Below are 25,327 nucleotides of genomic sequence, written 5' to 3' on the forward strand. Positions count from 1 at the left end.
TTCAAACACACTCAAGAAAACACGATTTTCCAAATAAAAACAAAATCTTGAGGACCAATTACCACGACTACCGCCGGAGTTATACGCCCTATTTCGAGCCACTCCTGCTCCCACCACGGGCGTATAACTCCACCCTTCCTGCTTCAACTTTCCAACCCTATCAGATAGTTACCTTCTTTTCTTTGGAGATTTCTGGAGTTTTGCGAACGCGTTCGTATAACTCCTGCAGCATGCGCGCCCGTGCTGGTTAGATTCGGATCTTCGAATATCACAGGAACTACAACACCAGCTTCAAACCTGGAGGCCAGGTTAGGCCAAAATGTATCTGAGGAGGTCAGTCACGGCTTGTAGTGGCATCGTAACGCGGAGCGTCGGTGGGCAAAGGATCGGCTAGAGGGCTAGCGCGAGGGTAATGCGCGGACAGGGTAGATATCGTAACGGCTACTCTTGCCCTCTACCCGGGTGCTCGGCTCAGGCCCGGGGATCGCCGGTGCCTTCCGTGGGCGTTTAACCACCACGCGATAGGTTGCGGTGGCCAGTGCAGCGTTCAACAAAGCTTCTGAGTCGTCGTCATCCCCTACTACCGTTCGGAACACCTGCATTTCTTTCTTCACCAGCGCAGGTTTGTCCCTGTGGGGAAACATGGGGTCGAGATAGATAACATCGGCCACTTCTGAGGCCTCTTCAACGCTAGTCAACCAGTCAATGCTACTCCCGGCCCTCAGTGTCATTCGGGCGATGATGGGTGCGCAATCCATATTCAGGGCTGCCCGGGCCAAACCATCCGCCAGCAGCGCATGAATCACGGGGTTACGTTCAAACAGGCTGACATGACAACCAAGGCTAGCGAGCACGAACGCGTCTTGACCCAAGCCAGCAGTGGCATCCAGAACATGCAAGCCTGCTTTGGCTTTCTGTAAGCCAACAGCGCGCGCAACAAGCTGGCCGGAGCCTCCACCATGCTCACGACGGTATCCCATCTTGCCGGTCACAAACTCTGCTCTCACAGGGCCTGGTGCGCCTTTTCCGGCTACTTGCAGACACAATCCGTTCTCGTCCAGAAACAGTAAGGCATCAGCCTGCTGCACATCTTTCGGGCGGACAACACCAAGGTACGGCAAGGATAAATCAGAGCCAAGCAGTTTGGCCTTGTGATCATCGCCAAGCGGACTTCGGGCGACAGCCAACGGAATACGTGTGTGGTCAGAGGGGACTTTCGAAGCGTTAGGGCGTGACATCAGATAAAAACCTTATTCACGGCCCGGCAATTTCTTCCAGGTAACTTCATCGCGGATGTAAACCGGTTGCGCCTGCTCTGCCGGCACAGCCAATCCCTGACTGAACTTCAACGCGGCCAGACGTGCAACCCAGGCAGCCCGGGGAATGAGAGATTCATCCACCGCAGTGATCAGGCTTGAAGCCTCCGGGGGCATCTTTTCACGAAATGCCCAACCCTGGCCCGCACCAGCCCACTCTTCAATTCCGGGCTCCAGAACAACGCTGGACGGTGAACAGACGCGCTCCGCGCCAATCAGCTCTGGCAAGCCCGAGCGATTCAAAAAGCAGCCCCAGTAGACTTCGCTCATGCGGGCATCAAAGGCGACAGCTACGCCTTGGCCTTCACTTACCTGCAAGCCCTCAATAGCGCCAAGCGCAACCGTTTCAAGCGAAGAGACCGGAACAACCGGAAGGTTGAGTCCCCATGCCAGGCCCTGAACCACACCCGTGGCGATACGGACACCAGTAAAGGATCCCGGACCACGGGCAAATGCCAGGGCATCGAGATCGGCTGGTTTAAGCCTTTGCTCCGCCAATAACTCTCGCAGCATCGGCATCAGAAGGCGTGTATGGCCTCTGGGCGCAATCTCAAACTTCTCGATAACCTCACCGTCAACAAAAAGGGCTGCAGAGCAGCCCTCTGAGGAGGTGTCCAGTGCCAAAAGTTTCACAGGCGTGAATGGCCTCGGTAGAACATCAATGGATTATTTGAGGCGAGCGCTAATCTGTTCGCGAATACTGTCCAAGCTGCCTACGCCTTCAACGCTCACATACTCTGGTGCCGCTTCAGGCTGTGTCTTGGCCAGATCCTGGTAGTACCCGATCAAAGGTGCGGTCTGATCGTGGTAGATCTTCAGGCGCTTGCGAACAGTTTCTTCCTTGTCGTCTGCACGCTGCATCAGCGGCTCACCCGTTTCATCGTCTTTACCTTCCACCTTGGGTGGATCGTATTTGACGTGATAAATCCGGCCACTACCCTCATGCACACGGCGACCAGACAAACGGCTAACAATCTCTTCGTCGTCGACAGCGATCTCGACAACATAGTCGATAACAATGCCCTGATCTTTCAAAGCTTCAGCCTGGGGAATTGTGCGCGGGAAGCCGTCCAGCAAATATCCATTTTTGCAGTCAGGGCTCTTAACCCGCTCTTCAATCAGCGCAATAATGATGTCATCAGAGACCAGGCCGCCGGTCGCCATCACTTCTTTAACCTGCAGTCCAAGCTCAGTTTCAGCTTTAACAGCGGCCCGCAGCATATCGCCAGTGGAAATCTGGGGAATACCAAAACGCTCAGTTATAAATTGGGCCTGAGTCCCCTTTCCCGCGCCTGGTGCGCCTAACATGATGATTCGCATACAGCTGTGCTCCCGTTTTCGTTATTAAAGTTTGAAAAACTGTGGCAAAAACCCGTGCCTTTGCGACAACCTCTCCCATTGAAACAGATGTCGGTCGAATTCGACGATGGCGCATTATACGAAGTCAGGCACTTCAGAGAAAGTCGACCTCCGTATCATCTACATAAAACTGACGTATAACGGAGGCTAGCAAGACCAGTATCAGGTGTTCAGTGACGATGCCAGGGCATCCAGTTCCGGGGCCACCTGATCAATTTCGACATTCAACTCATCCACGAATCCTGGCTCCAACCCCAGGCCATCCAGCAAGGCAGGAATATCATCTGAATTGAACTCGTCGCCAATGCCTCGCTCCTTCAGCAATGCGTTAGCCAGCTGAACCATCATCACATAGTTTTGATGCTCACCTTGGTAGCCTGGCTGCTGGTGCACGCCTGCAGCTTTGACAACCGGGTCAGGCAACTCCCAGAGACGATGCAGAATTCCGCCAATGGCACCGTGACCTACAGAAATAATTTCCTGCTCACCGCCCTGCCCGAACACCTGCTGCTCCAGAGACTGCATGCTGGCTTCCGGGTTGGCTTCTCGCAGCTTATTGAGCTCTTTGAATTCTGCCGGAAACAAGTGCCCAACCAGCAACAAACCAAAGTTGTGCAACAAGCCGCACAAATACGCCAAGCCTTTGTCTGCACCGCAGCGAGGTGCCATGCGTTGACTCACAAAAGCACAGTAAAGTGAGTGACGCCAAAAACTATCCATACCCAGGATGCCCGCCTTGGGCACATCGAACGCACGAACTGAAGCAATGCCCAATGCTATGTGGGCAACCCGGTCGAAGCCCAGCACGCGGGTTACAGCATCCTGAACAGAGTTAATCTGGCCCGGGTAATTGAACAGCGCCGACCGGGCATAGCGCATTACCTGCGCCGTCAGGCTAGGGTCAAACTCAATAAGCTCCGCCAGCTCCCGGGCCGTGGCCTCGGTGTTGGACGTCAAGCGCAAAATACGCAATGCCAGTGCCGGCATAGGCGGCAATCGGTACAGTTTTTTCAATTTGCTGGCGACTTCTGCCAGCGTCAGCGCATCCCGGCCACCGTTATTACCCGGCCCGCGAATAGCCAGATTCCCTTCCCGGCTACCGGCCATCGCCAGCCGCAACGAGCGCCCATCCAGCTCTACCATGGAGTGATCTGTGCCACTGGAAAACAACACCTGCTCAGCCTGTGAAATACCTTCATCCAGCAATACTGGCAACTCGTAAGCATTGCCAATTGGTGGCGTAAACCCGGGGTCACAATCACCGAACAACCGCATGGTCTGCTGCGCCGTCAGGGGTTGCAAATGGCGCCCTGTCAACTGGTGTAGAGCTTCTGTATCAAGCGCACTGTCGAATTTGTGCACAGCCATAACAATGCCACTGATATCAATCAGCAGTGTTGCTTTAATGACGTTTTTCCGGGATTCGCCCAAGGCCGATACGGCCTCATCCAGGCTGCTAGCCCGACCGATGGGCCGCTCCTGATAAGCAATGCCTTGCTGATTAAAAAATCGCTCCAGTCGCGCTGCGAGAGCCAAAAGAATACTCCTGTTATCCATGGCAGGGGCGCCTCTGCCCCTCTATCCATTCCCGGCCGATTTAGCCGGTGTTGCGCATTCCGGCGGAAATTCCCGCCATTGTAACCTTAAGTGCTCGTTCTACCAGCTCAGGAACCTCTCCTTTGCCTTCACTCTCCCGGTCACGCCTCAACAATTCTGCCTGAAGATAGTGCAAGGGATCTGTGTAGGGGTTGCGAACGCGCATGGAGTGAGCAAAAACCGGCTCGTCTTCCAGCAACTTGTCCTGTTCCTTGAGTTCCAGCAAGCGCTGAACGCAGCCCTCAAGACGAGCACCCAGGCTTACCCCGAGCGCTCTGAGCTTATCGTCGTCCAGCAGAGTTTTCTCATAGTAACTGGCAATGCGCAGATCCGCCTTGGCCAACACCATTTCAAGCATGTCTACATAGGTGCGGAAGAACGGCCAGCCATGCATCATCTCACGCAAGACAGGCAAGCGTCCCTCTTTAGCTGCATCTTCCAACGCCACGTCGCTGCCAAGCCAGCTGGGTAGCATTAGCCGCATTTGAGTCCAGGCAAAAATCCAGGGAATAGCCCGCAAGCTTTCCACTCCACCGCTGGCTTTACGCCTGGCTGGCCGGCTGCCCAACGCCAGCTTTCCCAAAGCCTGCTCGGGGGTTACCTGGCGGAAATAGGGTACAAAATCCGGATTCTCCCGAACCACATCCCGATAAGCTTTGAGCGATCGCTCCGTCAACCAGTCCATGGTGTCTCGCCATGCATCTTCTGGCTCAGGTGGTGGTGCCAGAGTCGCCTCAATAACAGCTGTGGTGTATAGCGTCAGGCTTTGCACCGCAAGCTGGGGAAGGCCGAACTTGAACCGGATCATTTCGCCCTGTTCTGTAATGCGGAAACTGCCATTTACCGAACCGGGAGGCTGGGAAAGAATCGCACGATTGGCGGGTCCACCACCTCGGCCGACAGTTCCCCCCCGACCATGGAACAGAGTCAGGTGCACGCCGTAACGACCTGCCACCTGAGTAAGCTTTTCCTGGGCCTGGTATTGCGCCCAGGCAGCCATTAGCTGGCCGGCATCCTTGGACGAATCCGAGTACCCAATCATGACCTCCTGACGTCCCTGGCAGTAGTCCCGGTACCAGTCCACCTCGTACAAGGCGGCCATGCTTTCAGGCGCACCTTGCAGGTCGTCCAGGGTTTCAAACAAGGGCACAACACGCATGGGGAATTTCATGCCGGATTCACGAAGCAGCAAGATGACACTCAGAACATCAGACGGCTTGCTGGCCATCGAAATAACGTAGGAGCCCAGCGCTTCCGGCGTTTGCTGTGCAACCACCTCGCAGGTATCCAAAACCTCACGCACCAGCTCGGAAGGCTCCCAGTTCCGGGGGACCAGCGGGCGACGCCCCTGCAGCTCACGAACCAGAAAGGCCTGTCGGTCTTTTTCAGGCCATGAAAGGTAATCACCCAAGCCAAGATACTCCACCATTTCCGCAACCGCTTCCGCGTGTCGGGTGGCTTCCTGACGGATATCGAGACGAATCAATGGCAAGCCGAACGTATGGGCGCGGCGGATAGTGTCCAGCAAAGCACCTTTGGCTATGTGCTCAAGCCCGCACTCCACCATTGAGCGATAACAAAGTTCAAGCGGCGCAGTGAGATCTTCATTTTCGAACAATATGCCATTGCTATCGGCAGGCTCTCCGTTGATAGAGGCTTCTGCCCAATCGCGGGTTTTAATCAGCCGGTCACGAAGCTCCGCCAACACATGACGGTAAGGTTCGCGGGAATCGCCGGCAAGGCCACGCAGCTCATCGTTTGCTTGCCACATGGAAAGCTCAGCCCGCAGCGATTTGATGTCGCGGAGAAACAGATCGGCAGCCATCCAGCGCCCAAGCAGGAATACCTTTCGGGTTACCTCATGGGTGACGTTCGGATTGCCATCGCGGTCGCCACCCATCCAGGATGCAATGCGCACAGGCGTTGCCTGCAATGGCAGCCCTTGGTCCGTTGCGTCCTGAAGCGACGTATCAAGATCGGCAAGAAACCGGGGCAGAGCTTGCCAAAGGCTGTTTTCGATAACTGCAAACCCCCACTTGGCTTCATCAACTGCCGTAGGGCGCTCATGTCGAATTTCATCTGTGTGCCAGGCTTCTGCCACAAGCCGGGACAAACGCTCGGTGATGGCATCCTGTTCTGCCGGCAACAGGTCATCGTGATCCAGACGGGCCAAGCATTCCGACATCTCATCGTATTTCATGATCAGTGTGCGGCGTGCGACTTCTGTGGGATGCGCCGTTAGCACAAACTCCACACGCATATCGGCTACACATTTATGCAATGCTTCGGCCGTCACTCCGCTGGTTTTCAAGCGTTCGAACACGCCTGCCAAAGGCTCAACCATAAGGTCCGACTGGTGCCCGCGCTTGCGACGAATACCATGATACTGCTCAGCCAGGTTCGCAAGGTTAAGAAACTGGTTGAAGGCTCTGGTGACCGGTAACAGCTCATCATCGCTTAATTTGCCCAGAAGGCTGACCAGTCGCTGACCAGAGCCGCTTTCCTGCCGGCGGTCCGATTTGGCAGCAGCCCGGATTTCCTCAATAAGGTCATAACATTCACGGCCGGGGTGTCGCTGTATGCTCTGCCCCAGCAACTCGCCCAGCATTCGGACATTTTCTCGGAGATCAGGGTGTAGCTCGGTCACATTGGCGTCCTTATGGATTGACGGAGACAAAGTAAACTAACGATACTAAGGAACGACTGGAAAAGTCTATTGGCGTTTAGATGCCTGAGGAGCGACCATGAAAGTCACAGATCTGCCCAAGCAATGGGAGCAAAAGAAAGAGCCTGCAGAGCGCACTCATGAATACAGCCTGAGGCTTCCCCTTGGAGACGCTGCAAGAGTTGCAGCTCTGGCCGAGATTTACCCCGATCGCAACGAAAGCGACATTCTCAATGACATGGTGGCTGCCGCCCTGGACGAACTGACCAGCCGAAATCCGCTAAAAGAAAAGTTGGGCAAGCATAAGCTGTAGGTGTTTAACTCCAGTTTACCGATGGCGAGCGAGTAATCAGGCTACAGATTCGATCTGGCGAGCCTTCAGGCGCTTGATATGCTTTTGGCTAAGACGCACAAATTCCGGTGTAAGCCCTTTGTCTTCGTACAGTTCAAAGCCATCCTCGTCAAAGGCAACTACCTGATCCCCCTGCACATAGGGGAACTCAGCTTCAATCTCATCAAGCGCCACCGTTATCAAGTCGCGCAACAAATCCTCAGGCGATTTCAGTGGGTAGAGGGTCGATAAGGCCTCAAGTTGCTGGTGATGATGATCAGACAAAGCCATAAGGTGGGTATCACGAGTAAGCTTTCGGCTTGCGTGCTTATCCCAGTAACTGACCAGATCTTTTATTTTCATCAAACCTGACTCCTGCATCCTGTTGGTGACACTCAGAGCCCAAACAGCGCTCCTGCTTCAACCAGTGTAGACGAAGCCAAGGATCAGCTCTTCTTTTCCACACCTTTGACTGACTGCCAGATATCATCGAGTGCTTCGAGCGTTTCCCCATCAAAGTCGCGGCCTTCTTGAACCAGCGCCTGTTCAATGGCCCTGAACCGTGCCTCAAATTTGTGATTGGTGCGCCCAATTGCCTGTTCCGGGTTAACCTTCATAAAGCGGGCGAGGTTCACACACACAAACAGCACATCGCCCAGTTCGTCCTCAACGGCGTCGCGCTCACCCTTCCCGGATTCGGCGGCCTGCCAGGCCTCTTTCAGCTCATCAATCTCTTCATGGAGCTTGTCAAAAACAGGCTCGATATTTGGCCAGTCAAACCCGTGTCTTGCCGCCCGCCTCTGCAATTTCTCCGCACGCACCATCGCAGGCAGCGCCCGTGCAATGCCATCAAGCCGGCTTGGAGATGGCGCATCCGCTGCGTCTGCTTTTTGCGCCTGTGCCCGTTCTTCCGCCTTGATACGCTCCCAACTCTCTTTGATCCAGGCTTCGTCCGGCCGGTTATCCGGATCAATACGGCTTTCCAGCGTACCCTCGGGAAAAACATGAGGGTGTCGCCGAACAAGTTTGCGCACCAGGTTATCGACCACAGAATCAAAATTGAAGCGGCCTTCCTCATCCCCTATCTGTGAGTAGAAGATCACCTGAAACAGCAGATCACCCAGCTCATCCTTGAGGTTTCCGTAATCCTCCCGCTCAATGGCATCCGCCACTTCGTGGGCCTCTTCCAGCGTATGGGGCACGATGCTTTTGAACGTTTGTTTTGTATCCCAGGGGCAACCGGTTTCAGGGTCACGCAGCCGGGCCATCAATACTTTCAAATCGTCAATGGAGTAAGTCATGAGCGCTTACGCCTGACGTCAATAATATTGGGCAGGTTACGAATCTGGGCCAGCAACCGCGCCAACTGTTCCAAGCTGGAGATTTCTACCGTCACAATCATGGTTGCGGTGTTGTCATCCCGGTTCGTCATGGTATGAAGCGCCAGAACATCACTCTTTGACAAGGACAATACCTGGGTAATATCACGCAGCAGACCCGACCTGTCGTAGGCTTCGATTTCGATATCCACCGGGTAAACAGAGGCTTGCTGGCCACCCCAACTCACTTCAATAATCCGGTTCGGCTCGAATTCCTGCAAGTTCAGGAAGGTAAGGCAATCCTGCCGGTGAACCGTTACTCCCCGCCCGACGGTAATGTAGCCACCTATAGCGTCCCCCGGCAGAGGCTTGCAGCACTTCGCCACCTGGGTTTTCAGCTTGCCTACACCCAGTATGTGAATATCCGATTCGGTATCGTATGGCTTACGGCGCTGGGCAGTCAGCTTCAGATCAAGCTGTTCCGATTTCGGTTCCAGCATTTGCTGGGCAACATTGGCCACATGCGCCGGCCGCAGGTCGCCTGCACCCACTGCGGCAAACATATCTTCGGCGTTGTGATAGTTTACTTTTACCGCCACCTGGCCGAAATCCACGTCGTGCAACGACAAGCGCCTGAGCTCGTCTTCAATGATGGCGCGCCCATCGGTCACGTTACGTTCGCGATTCTGCTGCTTGAACCAGTGAGTAACCTTGGCTCTTGCACGGGACGTTTGGAGATACCCAAGGCTTGGGTTCAGCCAGTCCCGGCTTGGAGCGGGATTATTCTTGGAGGTGAGCACGAATACCTGCTCCCCGGTTTTCAGCGGGTAGGTCAGCGGCACTATCCGGCTATCTACCCGTGCACCGCGGCAGGCATGGCCTATCTCGGTGTGCACCCGGTAGGCGAAATCCACAGGAGTAGCGCCCTGAGGCAAATCAACCACATGCCCATCGGGCGTGAAGACGTATATCCGGTCTGATACAACGTCCGTTTTAAGATGATCAGCCAGCCCGGAGAGATCGCCCAATTCCTCCTGCCACTCCAGCACCTGGCGAAGCCAGTTGATCTTGGCTTCATAGCCGGATGCTTTCTGATTTTTATCCGTACCCTTGTAAAGCCAGTGAGCACACACTCCCAACTCGGCATCTTCATGCATGCTGTGGGTGCGAATCTGAACCTCCATTACCTTGCCATCAGGCCCGATAACCGCCGTGTGCAGAGACTGGTAACCATTTTCCTTGGGGTTGGCCACGTAGTCATCAAATTCATTGGGTATGTGGCGCCAGAGTGCATGCACAATCCCAAGTGCCGCGTAGCAGTCTTTAACTTCCGGCACCAGTATGCGCACAGCTCTGATGTCGTACACCTGAGAAAAGTCGATGCCCTTTATGCGCATTTTCCGCCAGATGCTGTAGATATGCTTGGCGCGACCGGAAAGTTCAGCGTTGATACCAGAAGCTTTCAGCTCAGCCTGAAGCGTGCTGATAACACGGCGAATATACTCCTCGCGATCAAGGCGTTTTTCATCCAGAAGCTTTGCGATTTTCTTGTACGCAGTCTCATGGAGATAGCGAAAGGACAGATCTTCCAGCTCCCACTTGATGTGCCCGATACCCAGGCGATGGGCCAGGGGCGCGTAGATATCAAATACTTCCCGGGCCACCCGCATGCGCTTTTCTTCCGGCGCATTCTTGACCCCGCGGATAGCACAGGTGCGTTCCGCAAGTTTGATTAACGCCACCCGGACATCATCAATCATGGTGACCAGCATTTTGCGGACATTGTCCAGCTGGCCCTCACTTTGCCCAAGCACATTGCCTTTAAGCGGATGATGAATCGAGGAGATGGCTGCCATTTGCTGAACACCGTTGATCAGCATGGCCACTTCGTCACCAAACTCCTTGCGGATAACCTCAAGAGCAACTCGCTCTTCCCGTACTGCCCGGTAGAGAATGGCGGCAACCAGGCTGGTTTGATCCAAGCGCAGCTCTGCAAGCACCTGAGCCATTTCTATGCCAATGCGAAAGCTGCTGGAACCAGCCGCCCACAGGCGGTCTTCACGGTAGGCCTGCAGATCTATTTCAGCAGCTTTTTCGCAAGCCCTGCGGAATTGCGCCACATCATCCAGGTGGGTCTGCGATGAAATCTGCTGAACCCAACCATCGATATCAATCTGGCCATCGCCATCCACTGCGTAGTCTTCGCGAACTTTTACCATATCTGTTTTGTTATTCCTGGTGGTTCACGCAGCAGTCCTTTGCTGCGCACAACAACATTCATTGTCAGCCGCGCTCAAACAGCGCAATCGACTCCACATGCGTGGTGTGAGGAAACATATCCATCACTCCAGCACGTACCAACCGGTACCCATTTCGGGCCATTACACCCGCATCCCTGGCCAGGGTGGCAGGGTTACAGGACACATACACAATGGTCTTGGCGCCGAATGCGGTCAGGTACTTGCAGATTTCTTCTGCCCCCGACCGGGGCGGATCGATCAGGATTTTATCAAACCCCTCCTGCGCCCAGCTCTGGCCGGTAAAATCTCCGTGCAGATCCGCGCCGTGGAACGCTACGTTCGTAAGCCCGTTCAGTTCCGCATTCTCCCGGCCCCGCACAACCATCGCATCGTCGCCTTCAACGCCAATCACCTGCCCGCCCTTGCGCGCAAGTGGCAGTGTAAAGTTGCCTAACCCGCAGAACAGATCCAGAACCCGCTCACCTGGCTGCACATCCAGCCACTCCACGGCCCTGTGTACCATGGCCTTGTTAATATCTGCATTGACTTGGGTAAAGTCCATGGGATGGAACTTCATGGTCAGGTCGAAGGCGTCAAGCCGGTAGCTGAGCCGCTCATCCTGCCGGCCGGCCGATTCCGGCCAGATGCGATGAACAGTATCCGGCCCTTTCGGCTGCAGATAAATATGCAGTTCGTGTGCCTGACCAAAGGCAATCAGTTTTTCCTGGTCGCCACTGCTCAGTTCATCCATATTGCGGAAAACCATAGCCGCTGTATCGTCGCCACAGGCAATCTCCACTTGGGGAATGCGGGCATAGGCATCCATGCTGTGCAGTAACTCGCGCAGCGGAACAATACGCTCCCCAATGCGCGGGTCCAAAACCACACACCGGTCAATATCCGTAAGGAAGCTGTTGCGCTTCTCCCGGAAACCAACCAATACCGACTCGCGAGCCTTCACATAGCGCACACCCATACGCGCCTTGCGCCGATAAGCCAATGTGCTGTCAGGGCGTAGCGGCTCAATCCACTCCTCAGGCTCTATACCGCCAAAGTGCGCGAATTGTTCACGCAGTGTGTCTTCCTTGAAGCGGATCTGGGCATCGCTACTCATGTGCTGAAGACTACAACCACCGCACAGATCTGCGAACTCGCATGGAGGTGTTTGGCGGTCCGGTGCAGACTCCAGCACCTCAAGGGTACGCAGCTCATCAAATTTGCTGCGGCTGGACACCACTTTGGCCATCACCGTTTCACCGGGCAAGGCACCATCGACAAACAGGATTTTTCCGTCCTGACGAGCTATGCCGCGGCCATCATGGCTTAGCTTGTCCACTTCACAGCGTACGGGTTCCGTAGGAAGTGCCTTCCTGCGTCGTCTGCTCATAATCTGTTCTCTTGGTGTCGTCAGTCAGGTTCAGGTGTTTGGAAACACACCCGTGGATAAATAGCGGTCGCCGCGGTCACAGATAATGGCTACGATAATGGCGTTTTCAACCTGGGCAGACAGTCGAAGTGCAGCGGCAACTGAGCCGCCGGATGATACGCCACAGAAAATCCCTTCTCGCTCAGCAAGCGCACGCATGGTGTCCTCGGCTTCTTGCTGGCCAATATCGAGTACCTGATCCACCCGGGCAGCATCGTATATGCTGGGCAGGTAAGCTTCAGGCCAGCGGCGGATTCCCGGTATGGAAGCACCCTCTTTTGGCTGCAGGCCAATGATGCTGATATCCGGGTTGCGCTCTTTCAGGTAACGGGACACGCCCATAATAGTACCGGTGGTACCCATGGAACTGACAAAGTGCGTTACCCGCCCCGCCGTCTGCTCCCAGATTTCAGGGCCTGTGGTGCGGTAATGCGACAGTGGGTTGTCCTGGTTACTGAACTGATCCAGCACCTTGCCTTTGCCTTCCTCCTGCATTTTCAAAGCCATGTCTCTGGCCACTTCCATACCTTCTTTCTGGCTCACGGTAATGATCCGGGCGCCGTAGGCTCTCATGGATGCACGGCGCTCTTCGCTCATGTTGGCCGGCATAATAAGTATCAGCCGGTAACCCTTGATGGCGGCTGCCATTGCCAGAGCAATACCGGTATTACCGCTGGTCGCCTCAATCAGCGTATCCCCGGGCTGAATCTCACCGCGACGCTCCGCTTCCTGAATCATTCCCAGAGCAGGTCGGTCTTTTACAGAGCCCGCCGGGTTATTGCCTTCCAGCTTTGCCAGAATTACATTGCTGGTCTCGCCAGGAAGACGCTGCAATCGAACCAGAGGCGTATGCCCGACATAATCTTCAACTGTTGGAAAATGCATATGAGAACCCTGTGGTACACTTTTGGGTGGCATGATACGCCTTATGGCCCCGGTCGCCCAATACAGCTTCTCGCTAAAACCATGACTGGAGGCTATATGAGCAACGTATTTTTCGGCTCCGCCGGCTTGGATACTCAGAACATCCGCGCCCGGATGACCTACTATTACAAGGACGTAACCCGCCCATAAAGGTGGCGTTAAGTTATTTTTCAGGAATTTCGTATGCGACGTTGGGGCATTCGCAAAAAGGTGCTGGTGGTTACTCTGGTTCCCACCCTTATCACCACCCTTATGCTAGGGATGTTTTTTACCTATAGCTGGGTTAACAATATTGAAAGCCTTCTGAAGGATCGTGGCGAGTCACTCTCTCGCCAACTCGCGGCTGGCTCAGAATATGGCCTGTTCACGGCGAACCGCAGTCTGTTGAGCAATCTTTCCAGCGCCCTGCTGGAAGAGCAGGACGTTCGCTCAATTACCTTCTTCGACAGCAACCGCCGTCGTTTACTGCACACTGGGCCCGGCAGTTCAGACAACCTCGACAGCAAAGAGCTGGTCAGCGAAGAGGCAAGCCGGATTACCCGCAAGACCAGTACACGTTTTGTGAACCCTGTTTTTCTCCAGGATCTGATCATTCAGTCCATCCACGACCAGGGCTCACAGCAGCCCTCCTCCGAGCAAAGGCAGCCGCTTGGCTGGGTGGCAGTGGAGATGTCTCATATCCGTACGGAAAAAGAGACCTACAAAGCCTTACTGATTTCCCTTCTGCTGGTTCTGGGTGGCGTTATTTTCAGTTTACTGATCGCCCTGCGCTTGAGCCGTGCCTTCACCGGGCCAGTGTTCGAGCTCAACGAAGCTGTCGCAAAGCTTAAAGAAGGCAAGCTGGACACCCGCATTCATACCAAGGCCGGCCCGGAATTCGAGCAGCTTGAATCTGGCCTTAATGCCATGGCAGAGGAGCTGAGCAAAGCCCAGGCCGAAATGCAGCAAAACATTGATCAGGCCACGGAAGACCTGCGCGAGACTCTGGAAACCATTGAAATCCAGAACATAGAGCTGGATTTCGCGCGCAAGGAAGCCCTGGAAGCCAGCCGCATAAAATCTGAATTCCTGGCAAATATGTCCCATGAGATCCGGACACCGCTGAACGGGATTATCGGCTTTACCGAACTACTGCTCAAAAGCCCCTTGCCCCGCCAACAAAGGGATCATTTGAGCACCATTCGCAAATCATCCGAAATTTTGCTCACCATCATTAACGACATTCTGGATTTCTCCAAGATTGAAGCCGGCAAGCTGATTCTCGACCGTGTTCCCTTCCAGCTCAGGGATATTGTGGAAGAGGTAATGGTGATGCTGGCCCCCGCTGCCCATAGCAAAAACCTCGATTTGGTACCGCTGGTCTACAACGATGTGCCCGATAACATAATGGGCGACCCATTGCGGGTAAAACAGGTAATTACCAATCTCGTCAACAACGCCATCAAGTTTACCCAGACCGGTGAAGTCGTTCTGCGGGCGAGCCTGGAAGAGGAAGACAAAGAAGGTAACCGCGTTACCCTGCGCCTGAGCATTACCGATTCCGGCGTTGGCTTGTCACGGGCCCAGCAGCAATCGCTGTTCAACGCCTTCAGCCAGGCCGATGCATCTACCGCAAGGCAATATGGCGGCACGGGCCTTGGGCTGGCCATTTCCAAGCGGCTGGTGGAAGAAATGGGCGGCCAGATTGGCTTGCAAAGTGAGCTGGGCAAAGGCTCTACCTTCTGGTTCACTCTAACTCCAGAACTGTCCTCAAGTGGCGAAGCCGTCGCCCCCCGGGACGCTTTGCGGGGCGAGAGGGCCATCTATCTGGAACACCAGAAAACCTGTGGCCTTGCCGTTGAACACCTGCTGCGGGACTGGGGAATGACGGTTGATCGCGTTACCTGCCCAAGCGCCATGCAGGAGAAGATTGAAGAGGCCCAGAAAAGCCAATCCGGGTACGCCGTCGCTATCATTGGTATTACACGGCATCTGCTCAATTCCAGCCAGTACTGCGGGCTGGTGCGAGCCGTGGAGATAGAGCGGGATTGCCGCACCCTGCTTCTTACACCGACCCTCGACGTCCATGACACCCCGCTGGCCGGGCTGGCCAGTGGCCACCTGACAAAGCCCGTTTGTCGAGATGCCTTGTACGATGAATTGCTGCTCCTGGTACACGGCATCAACACATCCGGACAAGGCATTTCACGCCAGGACTACAGCGCACGACTGCCCGCCCCGGTGAATGTGCCCCGCGTACTGGCAGTGGACGACAACGATGCCAACCTCAAGCTGGTCATGACCCTGTTGCAGGATTATCAAATAGACGCAGAAGGCGCTTCAAGCGGCTTCGAGGCCCTGAGCAAAGCCAGGCAGAAGTCCTTTGATCTGGTGTTCATGGATCTTCAGATGCCTGGCATGGACGGAGTAGAAACAACGGCCCGAATCCGTGACATGGACAACAGCAACCACAGAACAGCCATTATTGCCCTCACGGCACACGCCCTGGCAGATGAGCAGGAGCGTTTGACCCGGCAGGGTTTTGACGGCTATATGCCCAAGCCTATCAGTAGCGGGCAGCTTGCAGATACCATCTTCGAATGCACCGGATACCGTTGCCAAAGCGCCGGTGAAGCAGGCCGAATTCCTGTGCCGGAGGTGCGCGACACCAGGCGCGCCCTCAGACCTTCCACCCGGAAGATGCAGCGAGAGTGCGTAAGTGTGGATGAGGGTATTCAACTGGCGGCAGGGAAAACAGATTTGGCGGAAGAGTTGTTCAGCATGCTGCTGGAACAGTTGCCGGCAGATTTCAACAGTATTAACCAGCTCTGGAATACTGGTGATCTGGCCGGCCTGCTGGAGTGCGTGCATAAGCTGCACGGTGCCACGCGCTACTGCGGTGTTCCGGAACTGCGAACTGCCGCAAACCAGCTGGAAACCGCCCTCAAATGCTCAGCGCCTGACATGGAACTGCAGAAAGACCAGCTAATGTCAGCTATTGAGCGTTTGCAAATCTGGAGCGAACAAACAGACTGGCAGCAAATGTTCCGGGCTCATCATCAGCGGGCCGAAACCAGCTGATGATGGATGGGTGCACCTGCAAGACCTTATCCGGCTTGCCTGCCCGCCCGATCAAGAATGGCCTTCATATCCTTAACTGCCTCTTTGAGGCCGGTGAATAAGGCTCTGGCAATAATCGCGTGGCCAATGTTCAGTTCATTGATACCGGGAATAGCGGCGATCCGCTCGGTGTTGTGATAATGCAAGCCATGCCCCGCATTCACAATTAGCCCTTTCTTGCGGGCGTAACTGACGGCGTCTGATAGCGCTTTGAACGTCGCGTCCTGGGCTTCAGCACCAACCGCCTCAGCGTACTCGCCAGTATGAAGCTCGATAACCGGAGCACCACAACGCACTGCTGCATCAATCTGTGCAGGGTCTGGATCAATAAAGAGCGAGACTTCGGCGCCAAGCTTGGCAAGGCGCTCACACGCATTTGCCACGCGCTTCTCCTGACCTACCACATCAAGACCACCCTCGGTTGTTAACTCTTCCCGCTTTTCCGGAACCAGGCACACACACTCAGGGCGGACTTTCTCGGCGAATTCCAGCATGGCATCAGTTACCGCCATCTCGAGATTCATTTTGGTTTGAAGCACTTCTTTTAGCAGCAATACATCGCGGTCCTGAATGTGACGACGATCTTCTCTGGGATGGATGGTAATACCATCGGCCCCGGCTTCTTCTGCCATCAAAGCGGCCTGGACCGGATCGGGATAACGCGTTCCCCGGGCCTCACGTAAGGTAGCAATATGATCGATATTGACACCAAGCAATACTCTAGGATTCATGTCGTTCTCCCTCATGATGAGCGAATAGAAAGATGACTAAAAAGACTGCGACTGTTCAACGGGCGCCCCTGAAGCAGATAATCTGTCAGTACGCGCATGACCCGCTTTGACACCCGTCGGCTCGCGGCAGATTCATAATCCCCACCAGCAAGTGCCAGCAGCGTCTCCCCAGGCAGATTTTGCAAACGCACACCGGCGGACGCTGCAGCAACAATACCCTGTTCCGGGTCGTAGCAATAAACCTGTGCGGCATGGACTGCCTTGCCCGTGTCCATCACCTCATCCCAGCGAAAATCGTACCCCAGGGCAGCCGCAAACGCCTGCTCAAACTTTCGCAATACCGGCTCTACATCCGACGTTTGTGCAAGCTGGCCCAGCGCTTCAATATAAGCAGCAAAGAGTGTGGGGTGAGGATCGGCCTGGGGCAATACCCGTTGTATCAACTCATTCAGATACAGACCACTATAAAGGGAAACCGTGCGGTGCAGGGCCTGGCCATCACGCACATCCACATCGGTCAGGGTTTTCAGATCGCCGCGCCCCACCCAACTCAGCATCAGTGGCTGGAAAGGCTGAAGCTGAGCTTTCAGTGGGCTTTTATTACCGCTGGCACCCCGGGCTACCACGCTAAGACGGCCGTGATTCAGAGTAAAAAGGTCAACCATGAGGCTGGTTTCCCGCCAGGGCCGCCGATGGATCACATAAGCGGGCTCCTGTTGTTGCGCGTCTCTTCTCATAGTGCCTCAGGGGGGGCGTGGCAGCCTCAGAGGTCGTTCATGCCCAGGCTTTTAAGTGCACGGTCACTGTCGGCCCAACCGCGTTTTACCTTAACCCACAACTTGAGCATGACCTTACAGTCGAACATGCGTTCCATATCGGCCCGGGCCTCCTGGCCAATACTTCGCAGCCGATCGCCTTTATCACCAATCATGATTTTTTTCTGGCCTTCGCGCTCCACAAGAATCAACGCCGATATATGGAGTGTCTTGCCATCATGCTGGAACTCTTCAATTTCCACAGCAACGGAGTAAGGCAGTTCAGCGCCCAGTTGGCGGGTGATTTTCTCACGCACCATCTCCGAAGCCATAAAACGCTCGCTCCGATCGGTAATCTGATCGTCCGGATAAAAGTGGACGCTTTCTGGCAGGAAACGTGTCACCGCTTTTTCCAGAGGCTCCAGATTAGTTTCCTTTAGCGCAGACATGGGAATAATTTCCGCAAAATTGCGCTTTCTGGATAGCATATCGAGGTGCGGCAACAGGCTTTCCCGCTTCTCAATCCGGTCAACTTTATTCACCGCCAGAATAACCGGGCAATCGAGCTTGCTCAGCTTTTCGAGCACCATTTCATCTGCCGTGGTCCACGCAAGTTGATCCACCACAAACACCACAACATCCACGCCAGAAAGCGCGGAAGTTGCTGCTTTGTTCATATAGCGGTTAAGAGCGCGAGGCTCTTCCACATGCATCCCTGGCGTATCCACATAAATCGCCTGCACTGGTCCCTCGGTTTTAATACCCAGCACCTTGTGGCGAGTGGTTTGGGGTTTACGGGAAGTAATGCTCAGTTTCTGCCCCAGAATATGGTTTAGCAGCGTCGATTTGCCCACATTGGGACGGCCGACAATAGCGACAAAACCACAACGACTGTCGGGGTTTTCGGGACGAGTAATATCATTCATCAGGGTGTCTCCACGCCAAGTTGCTTCAGCGCGCTACGGGCCGCTTCCTGCTCCGCCACACGGCGACTGTTGCCCACTCCACTGGTTTTCCGATCCAGCGATGGCAACACACAGGACACATGAAATGTCTGTTTATGAGCTTCCCCATCTACCGAAATAACATCGTATCTGGGCAAGGGGAACTGTCGGGACTGCAAATATTCCTGCAAACGGGTTTTCGGGTCTTTCTGGGTATCCTGAAGATCCAGCTTTTGCAGACGCGCCTCAAACCAGCGCAGCACCTGCTCGCGACAGGTGTAAAAATCGCTATCGAGGTAAATGGCACCGATTACCGATTCCACTGCATCTGCAAGAATGGATTCTCGACGAAAGCCCCCGCTTTTCAGCTCACCGGAACCTAGTCGCATGTAGCTTCCAAGATCAAACTCTCGCCCAATCTCCGCCAGGGTTACGCCTTTAACCATGCGAGCCCGAAGCCGGCTCAAGTGGCCTTCCCGGGCTTTATCAAAACTCTGAAACAGGTACTCGGCAATCACCATGTTAACAATGGAGTCGCCAAGAAACTCAAGCCGTTCATTGTTCTGATTTCCGTAACTCCGGTGTGTAAGCGCCAGCATAAGACGCTCTGGCGACTTGAATTGATAACCAATCCGTCGCTGTAGTTGATCGAGGTCTGGTTGCGAACTCACTTACCCCTCATCTCGTAACTGTGCTGAAAGTGAACAACCGTATCAATGTTGCGGAAGATGTTATTGCGGACTTCGTAGTCCACAGCAATCACAACAATCTCACCGTCCTTCTCAACAGAAATGTTTTTGGTATCAAAACCCCGGATGCTGTTCACGCTCAGTCGCTTGTTGATCAGGGTAAGAATTTGAGCCGGCCCCATCTGTGACAGACCTTCCGTGCCATCCAGACTTTGAAGCGCTTCCTGAATGGTGTAGTCATCCATATACGCTGGCCCAACCTTGATCAGCAAGGTAAGCAAACTGCCAAAAAACAGGACCATAATGAGAATGACAAGCGCTGAGGCGCCGCCTTGGCGGCCCATGGCGGACAGATTAATGTGTTTCATTACAACTGGACTCCAGAATAGTCAAAATTACTCAATTCCACCCACACGCTTGAAGGATGGCAGACTGGTGAGGGATTTCCAGTGCATCCAGATCGCGAAAGCTTTGCCCACAATCAACTCGTCGGGAACCGTGCCCCAATAACGGCTATCGTTACTGTTATCGCGATTGTCACCCATCATGAAGTACTCACCTTCGGGGATTTGCCATTCTCCCTCTCCGGCTGCACCCGGGCGCCCCATGGTCAGGAAAATATCATGCTCTACCTTGCCCAGATCTTCGCGGCGCACTTCCACCGGCGGCAAGCGCACAACAAACTCGCTTTCCACCTTTTGGTCGTTGATAAACAACTGCTTGTCGCGATAGCGCACCGTATCCCCGGGCAGGCCAATCACCCGCTTGATGTAGTTGGTTTTGCCGTCTTCGGGATAGCGGAATACCATCACGTCACCCCTTTCTGGCTCCCCTATACTCAATATTTTGGTTCCCGCAACAGGCAAGCGCAGGCCATAGGCGTACTTGTTAACCAGAATAAAATCGCCAACCTCCAGGGTTGGCAACATGGAACCCGAAGGAATCTGAAAGGGCTCCACCAAAAACGACCTGAGGATAAGCACAACCGCCAGTACCGGGAAAAACGAGCGGCTGAGGTCTACCAGGTACGGTTCTTTAGGTAGTTCCTCGCCATCCACGGAGGCAGCCGGGGACGCTGCAAGGCGACGCTTACGCAAAAACAGAATGTCTGCCAGCCAGATCAAGCCTGACACCAGAGTCAGAACAACCAGAACCAGAGGAAAATCAATATCCATCAAGATGCCTTCTAATTATCGACTTTCAATACGGCAAGGAACGCTTCCTGAGGTACTTCAACATTACCTACCTGCTTCATGCGTTTTTTACCTTCCTTCTGCTTCTGGAGCAGCTTTTTCTTTCGGCTGACATCGCCGCCGTAACATTTTGCAGTTACGTTTTTCCGTAGCGCCTTAACGCTGACTCTGGATACCACCTGATTACCGATAGCTGCCTGAATGGCTATATCGAACATCTGACGGGGAATCAGTTCTTTCATCTTCTCAATGAGCTGACGCCCCTTATAGTGGGACTGATCTTTGTGAACAATCAGCGCCAGAGCATCTACCCGATCACCATTTATGAGAACATCCAGACGCACCAGATTCGCCGGCTGAAAGCGCACAAAGTGGTAGTCCAGAGAAGCAAAACCACGGCTGGCAGATTTGATGCGATCAAAGAAATCGAGCACTACTTCAGCCATGGGCAGCTCGTATGTCAGCTGCACCTGATTGGTCGTAAAGTGCATGTTTTTCTGAACACCACGCTTCTCTTCACAGAGCGCTATAACGTTGCCCAGATGCTCCTGGGGCACCAGAATATTCGCTTCGACGATAGGCTCGCGCATTTCCTCAATCGAGCCGGTATCCGGCAACTTTGAGGGGCTATCCACGGTCAGGGTCTCGCCCTGCTTGGTCAGCACTTCGTATATAACCGTAGGCGCGGTTGTGATCAGGTTAATATCGTATTCACGTTCCAGCCGTTCCTGAATGATCTCCATGTGCAGCATGCCAAGGAAACCACAGCGGAAGCCAAAGCCGAGAGCGTCAGAGCTTTCTGGCTCGTAGAATAGTGAAGCGTCATTCAGGGTGAGCTTCTCCAGTGCATCACGGAAGTCGTTGTAATCATCCGCACTCACCGGGAACAGGCCAGCGTATACTTGAGGCTGAACCTTCTTGAACCCCGGCAGCATTGGAGTTTCTTCAGCAAATTTGTGGTGCACGATGGTGTCGCCAACCGGCGCACCGTGAATATCCTTGATACCGGCAACCACAAAGCCAACTTCGCCAGCTTCCAGTATGTTGGTGTCGTGGGGCTTGGGTTTGAAAATCCCTACCTTATCGGCATTCCAGGCTTTGCCCGTCGACTTGAGGACAATCTTGTCACCTTTTCTCAAAACGCCCTGAGTTACCCGGACAAGAGAAACAACACCCAGATAGTTGTCGAACCAGGAATCGATAATCAGCGCTTGCAGGGGCGCGGAACGGTCACCCTGCGGTGGCGGAATTTTCTTGATCAGGTCTTCAAGAACATCTTCAACGCCCATCCCACTCTTGGCAGAGCAGCGCACCGCGTCGGTTGCATCGATACCGATAATGTCTTCTATTTCTGCCGCAACCCGCTCCGGCTCCGCCTGAGGCAGGTCCATCTTGTTCAGAACCGGAACGACTTCCAGGCCCTGCTCAATGGCTGTATAGCAGTTAGCGACCGACTGGGCTTCAACGCCCTGCCCCGCATCCACAACCAGCAACGCGCCTTCACAGGCATACAGTGAGCGCGACACTTCGTAGGAAAAATCCACGTGCCCCGGTGTGTCGATAAGGTTCAGTTTATAAATTTCGCCATCCCGGGCCGTATAGTGCAGCGTAACGCTCTGGGCCTTGATAGTGATGCCCCGCTCCCGCTCCAGATCCATGGAGTCCAATACTTGTTCGGCCATTTCCCTTTGGGTCAAACCACCGCATATCTGGATAAAACGGTCAGCAAGGGTAGATTTGCCATGGTCAATGTGGGCAATAATGGAGAAGTTACGGATTCGGCTCAGTTCAGTCACAGACAATGAATACTCATAAAAAGACGAAGGATTGAGCCCGGAGAGGCCATTATCAGGATCCGGGACCGGCGTGATTTTACCGGTAACCGGCCGCTATTGCCATGATCAGGAAATAACCGGCCGTTCATACTGCCGCACAAGGAAACCAATCAAAGCATCCTCATCCAGCGGGTAACTGAACAGATTGCCCTGGCACTGGGTACACCCGGCAGATTTCAGGAAACTCAGCTGCTGCGGTGTTTCCACACCTTCAGCAACCACAGTAAGATGAAGCTTGTGTGCAAGCGCAATAACCGCAGAGGCCACGTCGGTTGCGCTTACATTGTACGGAATATCGCGAATAAAGCGGTGATCAATTTTGATAACATCAAGGGGTAACTGCTGCAAGGCAACCAGGGAGCAGGAACCTGCCCCAAAATCATCCAGAATCAGGCACACACCAAGATCATTGAGTGACACCAGCAGCTCACGCACCGCCCGCGAGTCCTCATTCAACAGTTCAACAGGCATTTCGAGCTCAAGCTTCTCAGGGGATACGCCCGTCTCTGTAATCACCTGCCGAACCATATCAAGGAAGCGCGAATCCGTTACCTGCCTCACGGAAAGATTAACCGCCATTTTCAGGTCCTCAAAACCCGCACGTTCCAACGCTTGAACCTGAATACAGGCCTGACGCAGGGCCATCTCACCCAACCTCACAATCAGGCCGGTTTCCTCTGCCAGCCCGATAAACTGCTGCGCAGATACCAAGCCTTTTTCCGGATGATGCCAGCGCAGGAAGGCCTCAACACCAATTACCCGCTCCGTGGACAGGTCTATCTTCGGTTGGTAGTGCAGAACAAATCGTTCTTCTTCAAGTGCACTGGCCAACTCTTCCTGCTGCAACAAGCGGCGGGCGGCCTTTATATTCATAGCGGGGGTGAAGAACTGGTAGGTGTTACGGCCCATTTCTTTGGCGCGGTACATGGCCAAATCCGCAAACTTCATCAGGGTTCCCGGGTCTTCACTGTCATGGGGGATCATAGTCACGCCAATACTGACAGTAATTCCCACCTCATGGTCGTTCAGGCGAATCCGTTGGCACAGCCTGCGCAGAATGGTTTCAGCAACCTTGCCGGCCGCCTCGGCGCCACTGATCTGCGACAACAACACCACAAATTCATCACCACCAAGCCTTGCAACAGAATCCTCTTCTCGCACACAGCCCTCAAGCCAGGTTGCCACCTGACTCAAGAGTTCGTCACCCGCATCATGGCCGAGCGTATCATTGATGCGTTTGAAGCCATCAAGGTCCAGGAACATAAGGGCGGCGGGCTCGCCACTGCGACGGCTTCGTTGCACTACACTATTCAAACGGTCACGAAATAACTGTCGGTTGGCCAGCCCGGTGAGCGGGTCGTAAAATGCCAACCGGTGCAGCTCAGTCTGTGCAGCTTTCAGCTGGGTAAGATCACGCAAGCTAAGAACCACACCATCCACGCCCGGCACCGTCAACATTGCAGTGTAAGTGCCTTCCATGTCGCGCCAGTTGTGTTCTGCATCGTAGATACGCGCACGGATAACCGGCATCTGCTTGCCCGGGGCCTTAACTGCGTCTTCAAACCCCTGTTTCAGTTGAGCCCAGTCGTCTTCATGAACAAGGTTTTCCAGTGCAAGCGCCTGTATTTCGCCGGGATTAAACCCGAGAATATCAAAGCTGGAGGGGCTGGCATAAAGGGGCTTGCCTGCTTCGTCCATAACCAGAGTTACGTTGGCGGCGCCCTCTGTAATTGCCCGGTAACGCCCTTCACTGATCTGCGCCATAAGACGGGAACGGATCAACACCAAAGCGACGATGAACAGCAGCAGGCTTATTGCAATGCCGCTGCCCAGCACTATGGACGGGCGCGGATCAGAGGCCAGATAATCGAATGCAGGAGTAGACCGGGTTTGCAGCAGCCACTCGCGCCCACCGTGGCTTACGGTCTGGCTCATGTCGAAACTGAACTGGTCGTCCAGAGAGCCAAGGTTTGAGCCGTACATGAGGTTTTCACGGGCAGCGATGGCATTGTCGTAGATACGAACATCAAGAAACGGCGAGATAAGGCCAACGATGCCATCAAGAAGGTTATTCATACGGAAGGCACTGAACACAAAGCCCGCCAGCATCATACGTCGCTCAGCGCGTATTTCAGGCACCTCCCCGCCTTGATAAACCGGGTAATACATGAGGAAACTGGCCTGCCCTTCTTCCATTTCCTCCTGAATCAGAACCACCTTGCCCGTTACCGTTGGAATGGCATTGTCGCGGGACTGCTCCATGGCTTTGCGGTGAACCGGGTCACTGAAGGCGTCGTAGCCTAGCGCCCTGCGATTACTGACGGTTCCCGGCTCGAGGTATACCATAGGGTAGTAAAAAGGCCCGACCCCCAAAGGCTTCACCAAATAATTATGAACACCCTCTGCGCGCACCGAAGCAATGTGATCTGCCATATCCCGCACTTCAATGCGTTCAACAAACCCTATGCCCTGAATACCCGGGTAGTAGCGATTTATATCGACATTGTGAACATATTCCTGCCACTGATCACGGGAGACATTGCCTGCAACAGCAAAGAGGCCTGCACTACCGGCCAGGACCTGCTCGTAGTTGATCAGGCGCTCTTCAATTGCAGTTTTCAATTGCAGTGACTGGGTTCGGAATCTGGCTTCTGTACGATCTTCAACCAAGCGGATCGAAAACTGCCAGGACGCAATAGTGACAGCGATCGCCACAAGCAGAAGCAACCAGGCAAGCCAGGCGTTACGGAGTTTCAGAAGTTGCAGGAGGGGGAGATCCTTTCTGTTCATCATAATCTGACCTGGTCCATTCCGTGGCCGTTCTTATTATTACCGCGAAGCAGTATAACAAAAGCCTCCTGACCTGTCGTTTATAACATCAGGCCAGGAGGCTTAACGCCATTAT

Annotated in this window: 20 protein-coding genes; 2 read left to right on the forward strand and 18 right to left on the reverse strand. The window is 54.2% G+C overall.

Annotated elements, in window-relative coordinates; genetic code table 11:
- Positions 1 to 398 precede the first annotated feature (398 nt).
- The 5 genes from RKA07_RS16875 to ppc form a co-directional block, all read right to left on the reverse strand.
- Positions 399 to 1,238, reverse strand: coding sequence for a class I SAM-dependent methyltransferase (locus tag RKA07_RS16875; protein WP_310966894.1), 840 nt, complete (start codon positions 1,236 to 1,238; stop codon positions 399 to 401).
- Between the two features lie 12 nt (positions 1,239 to 1,250).
- Entirely contained in the window at positions 1,251 to 1,949 is a 699-nt protein-coding gene (tsaB, locus tag RKA07_RS16880) for a tRNA (adenosine(37)-N6)-threonylcarbamoyltransferase complex dimerization subunit type 1 TsaB (RefSeq protein WP_310966895.1), read from the reverse strand.
- Between the two features lie 33 nt (positions 1,950 to 1,982).
- A complete protein-coding gene (gene adk / locus RKA07_RS16885; RefSeq protein ID WP_310966896.1) occupies positions 1,983 to 2,636 on the reverse strand; it encodes an adenylate kinase in 654 nt (217 codons plus the stop codon).
- Positions 2,637 to 2,837: 201 nt separating this feature from the next.
- Positions 2,838 to 4,211, reverse strand: coding sequence for an HDOD domain-containing protein (locus tag RKA07_RS16890; protein ID WP_200202112.1), 1,374 nt, complete (start codon positions 4,209 to 4,211; stop codon positions 2,838 to 2,840).
- A 61-nt stretch (positions 4,212 to 4,272) separates the two neighbouring features.
- Positions 4,273 to 6,918, reverse strand: a complete 2,646-nt coding sequence (gene ppc, locus RKA07_RS16895; RefSeq protein ID WP_310966897.1) for a phosphoenolpyruvate carboxylase — start codon at positions 6,916 to 6,918, stop codon at positions 4,273 to 4,275.
- Between the two features lie 97 nt (positions 6,919 to 7,015).
- On the opposite strand from ppc, the gene RKA07_RS16900 reads away from it, so the two are divergent.
- A complete protein-coding gene (locus RKA07_RS16900; protein WP_310966898.1) occupies positions 7,016 to 7,249 on the forward strand; it encodes a hypothetical protein in 234 nt (77 codons plus the stop codon).
- A 36-nt stretch (positions 7,250 to 7,285) separates the two neighbouring features.
- Here the strand turns inward: RKA07_RS16900 and RKA07_RS16905 are convergent, their stop codons facing one another.
- From RKA07_RS16905 to cysM, 5 genes are all read right to left on the reverse strand, one after another.
- Complete coding sequence (locus RKA07_RS16905; protein ID WP_310966900.1) at positions 7,286 to 7,630, reverse strand: pilin assembly protein; 345 nt, start codon at positions 7,628 to 7,630, stop codon at positions 7,286 to 7,288.
- Positions 7,631 to 7,713: 83 nt separating this feature from the next.
- Positions 7,714 to 8,568 (reverse strand): nucleoside triphosphate pyrophosphohydrolase, encoded by an 855-nt coding sequence (gene mazG, locus RKA07_RS16910; protein ID WP_310966901.1) that lies wholly within the window; start codon positions 8,566 to 8,568, stop codon positions 7,714 to 7,716.
- Entirely contained in the window at positions 8,565 to 10,805 is a 2,241-nt protein-coding gene (relA, locus tag RKA07_RS16915) for a GTP diphosphokinase (RefSeq protein ID WP_200201891.1), read from the reverse strand. Before relA ends, mazG begins: the two co-directional genes overlap by 4 nt.
- A gap of 64 nt (positions 10,806 to 10,869) precedes the next feature.
- The gene (gene rlmD / locus RKA07_RS16920; RefSeq protein WP_310966902.1) at positions 10,870 to 12,213 is read right to left on the reverse strand and encodes a 23S rRNA (uracil(1939)-C(5))-methyltransferase RlmD; all 1,344 of its coding nucleotides are present in this window, start codon (positions 12,211 to 12,213) and stop codon (positions 10,870 to 10,872) included.
- Between the two features lie 30 nt (positions 12,214 to 12,243).
- Entirely contained in the window at positions 12,244 to 13,137 is an 894-nt protein-coding gene (cysM, locus tag RKA07_RS16925) for a cysteine synthase CysM (RefSeq protein ID WP_200201893.1), read from the reverse strand.
- Positions 13,138 to 13,359: 222 nt separating this feature from the next.
- On the opposite strand from cysM, the gene RKA07_RS16930 reads away from it, so the two are divergent.
- Positions 13,360 to 16,236 carry an ATP-binding protein gene (locus tag RKA07_RS16930; protein ID WP_310966903.1) on the forward strand — a complete coding sequence of 959 codons (2,877 nt, stop codon included), beginning with the start codon at positions 13,360 to 13,362 and terminating at the stop codon, positions 16,234 to 16,236.
- Between the two features lie 26 nt (positions 16,237 to 16,262).
- Here RKA07_RS16930 and pdxJ read toward each other — a convergent pair whose 3' ends face one another.
- From pdxJ to RKA07_RS16970, 8 genes are all read right to left on the reverse strand, one after another.
- Positions 16,263 to 17,006, reverse strand: a complete 744-nt coding sequence (pdxJ, locus tag RKA07_RS16935; protein ID WP_200201895.1) for a pyridoxine 5'-phosphate synthase — start codon at positions 17,004 to 17,006, stop codon at positions 16,263 to 16,265.
- Positions 17,007 to 17,017: 11 nt separating this feature from the next.
- On the reverse strand, positions 17,018 to 17,743 hold the full coding sequence (recO, locus tag RKA07_RS16940) for a DNA repair protein RecO (RefSeq protein WP_200201896.1): 726 nt from the start codon (positions 17,741 to 17,743) through the stop codon (positions 17,018 to 17,020).
- 26 nt (positions 17,744 to 17,769) lie between these two features.
- Positions 17,770 to 18,687 (reverse strand): GTPase Era, encoded by a 918-nt coding sequence (era, locus tag RKA07_RS16945; RefSeq protein ID WP_310966904.1) that lies wholly within the window; start codon positions 18,685 to 18,687, stop codon positions 17,770 to 17,772.
- The gene (gene rnc / locus RKA07_RS16950; RefSeq protein WP_200201898.1) at positions 18,687 to 19,376 is read right to left on the reverse strand and encodes a ribonuclease III; all 690 of its coding nucleotides are present in this window, start codon (positions 19,374 to 19,376) and stop codon (positions 18,687 to 18,689) included. Before rnc ends, era begins: the two co-directional genes overlap by 1 nt.
- Positions 19,373 to 19,762: a DUF4845 domain-containing protein gene (locus tag RKA07_RS16955; protein ID WP_200201899.1), complete on the reverse strand. Its 390-nt coding sequence runs from the start codon at positions 19,760 to 19,762 to the stop codon at positions 19,373 to 19,375. Before RKA07_RS16955 ends, rnc begins: the two co-directional genes overlap by 4 nt.
- Positions 19,763 to 19,789: 27 nt before the next feature.
- A complete protein-coding gene (gene lepB / locus RKA07_RS16960) occupies positions 19,790 to 20,569 on the reverse strand; it encodes a signal peptidase I (RefSeq protein WP_200370137.1) in 780 nt (259 codons plus the stop codon).
- Between the two features lie 11 nt (positions 20,570 to 20,580).
- Complete coding sequence (gene lepA, locus RKA07_RS16965; RefSeq protein ID WP_200201901.1) at positions 20,581 to 22,383, reverse strand: translation elongation factor 4; 1,803 nt, start codon at positions 22,381 to 22,383, stop codon at positions 20,581 to 20,583.
- Positions 22,384 to 22,488: 105 nt separating this feature from the next.
- Complete coding sequence (locus RKA07_RS16970; protein ID WP_310966905.1) at positions 22,489 to 25,215, reverse strand: bifunctional diguanylate cyclase/phosphodiesterase; 2,727 nt, start codon at positions 25,213 to 25,215, stop codon at positions 22,489 to 22,491.
- Between the last annotated feature and the right edge of the window lie 112 nt (positions 25,216 to 25,327).

The organism is Marinobacter xiaoshiensis (genome assembly GCF_031631795.1).
Taxonomy (GTDB): domain Bacteria; phylum Pseudomonadota; class Gammaproteobacteria; order Pseudomonadales; family Oleiphilaceae; genus Marinobacter; species Marinobacter xiaoshiensis.

What these genes read in the sequence shown, in the direction of transcription:
- RKA07_RS16875 (WP_310966894.1), bottom strand. Translation starts at nt 1,238, where the DNA reads ATGTCACGCCCTAACGCTTCGAAAGTCCCCTCTGACCACACACGTATT.
- adk (WP_310966896.1), bottom strand. Translation starts at nt 2,636, where the DNA reads ATGCGAATCATCATGTTAGGCGCACCAGGCGCGGGAAAGGGGACTCAG.
- RKA07_RS16900 (WP_310966898.1), top strand. Translation starts at nt 7,016, where the DNA reads ATGAAAGTCACAGATCTGCCCAAGCAATGGGAGCAAAAGAAAGAGCCT.
- RKA07_RS16905 (WP_310966900.1), bottom strand. Translation starts at nt 7,630, where the DNA reads ATGAAAATAAAAGATCTGGTCAGTTACTGGGATAAGCACGCAAGCCGA.
- mazG (WP_310966901.1), bottom strand. Translation starts at nt 8,568, where the DNA reads ATGACTTACTCCATTGACGATTTGAAAGTATTGATGGCCCGGCTGCGT.
- relA (WP_200201891.1), bottom strand. Translation starts at nt 10,805, where the DNA reads ATGGTAAAAGTTCGCGAAGACTACGCAGTGGATGGCGATGGCCAGATT.
- rlmD (WP_310966902.1), bottom strand. Translation starts at nt 12,213, where the DNA reads ATGAGCAGACGACGCAGGAAGGCACTTCCTACGGAACCCGTACGCTGT.
- cysM (WP_200201893.1), bottom strand. Translation starts at nt 13,137, where the DNA reads ATGCATTTTCCAACAGTTGAAGATTATGTCGGGCATACGCCTCTGGTT.
- RKA07_RS16930 (WP_310966903.1), top strand. Translation starts at nt 13,360, where the DNA reads ATGCGACGTTGGGGCATTCGCAAAAAGGTGCTGGTGGTTACTCTGGTT.
- pdxJ (WP_200201895.1), bottom strand. Translation starts at nt 17,006, where the DNA reads ATGAATCCTAGAGTATTGCTTGGTGTCAATATCGATCATATTGCTACC.
- recO (WP_200201896.1), bottom strand. Translation starts at nt 17,743, where the DNA reads ATGAGAAGAGACGCGCAACAACAGGAGCCCGCTTATGTGATCCATCGG.
- era (WP_310966904.1), bottom strand. Translation starts at nt 18,687, where the DNA reads ATGAATGATATTACTCGTCCCGAAAACCCCGACAGTCGTTGTGGTTTT.
- RKA07_RS16955 (WP_200201899.1), bottom strand. Translation starts at nt 19,762, where the DNA reads ATGAAACACATTAATCTGTCCGCCATGGGCCGCCAAGGCGGCGCCTCA.
- lepB (WP_200370137.1), bottom strand. Translation starts at nt 20,569, where the DNA reads ATGGATATTGATTTTCCTCTGGTTCTGGTTGTTCTGACTCTGGTGTCA.
- RKA07_RS16970 (WP_310966905.1), bottom strand. Translation starts at nt 25,215, where the DNA reads ATGATGAACAGAAAGGATCTCCCCCTCCTGCAACTTCTGAAACTCCGT.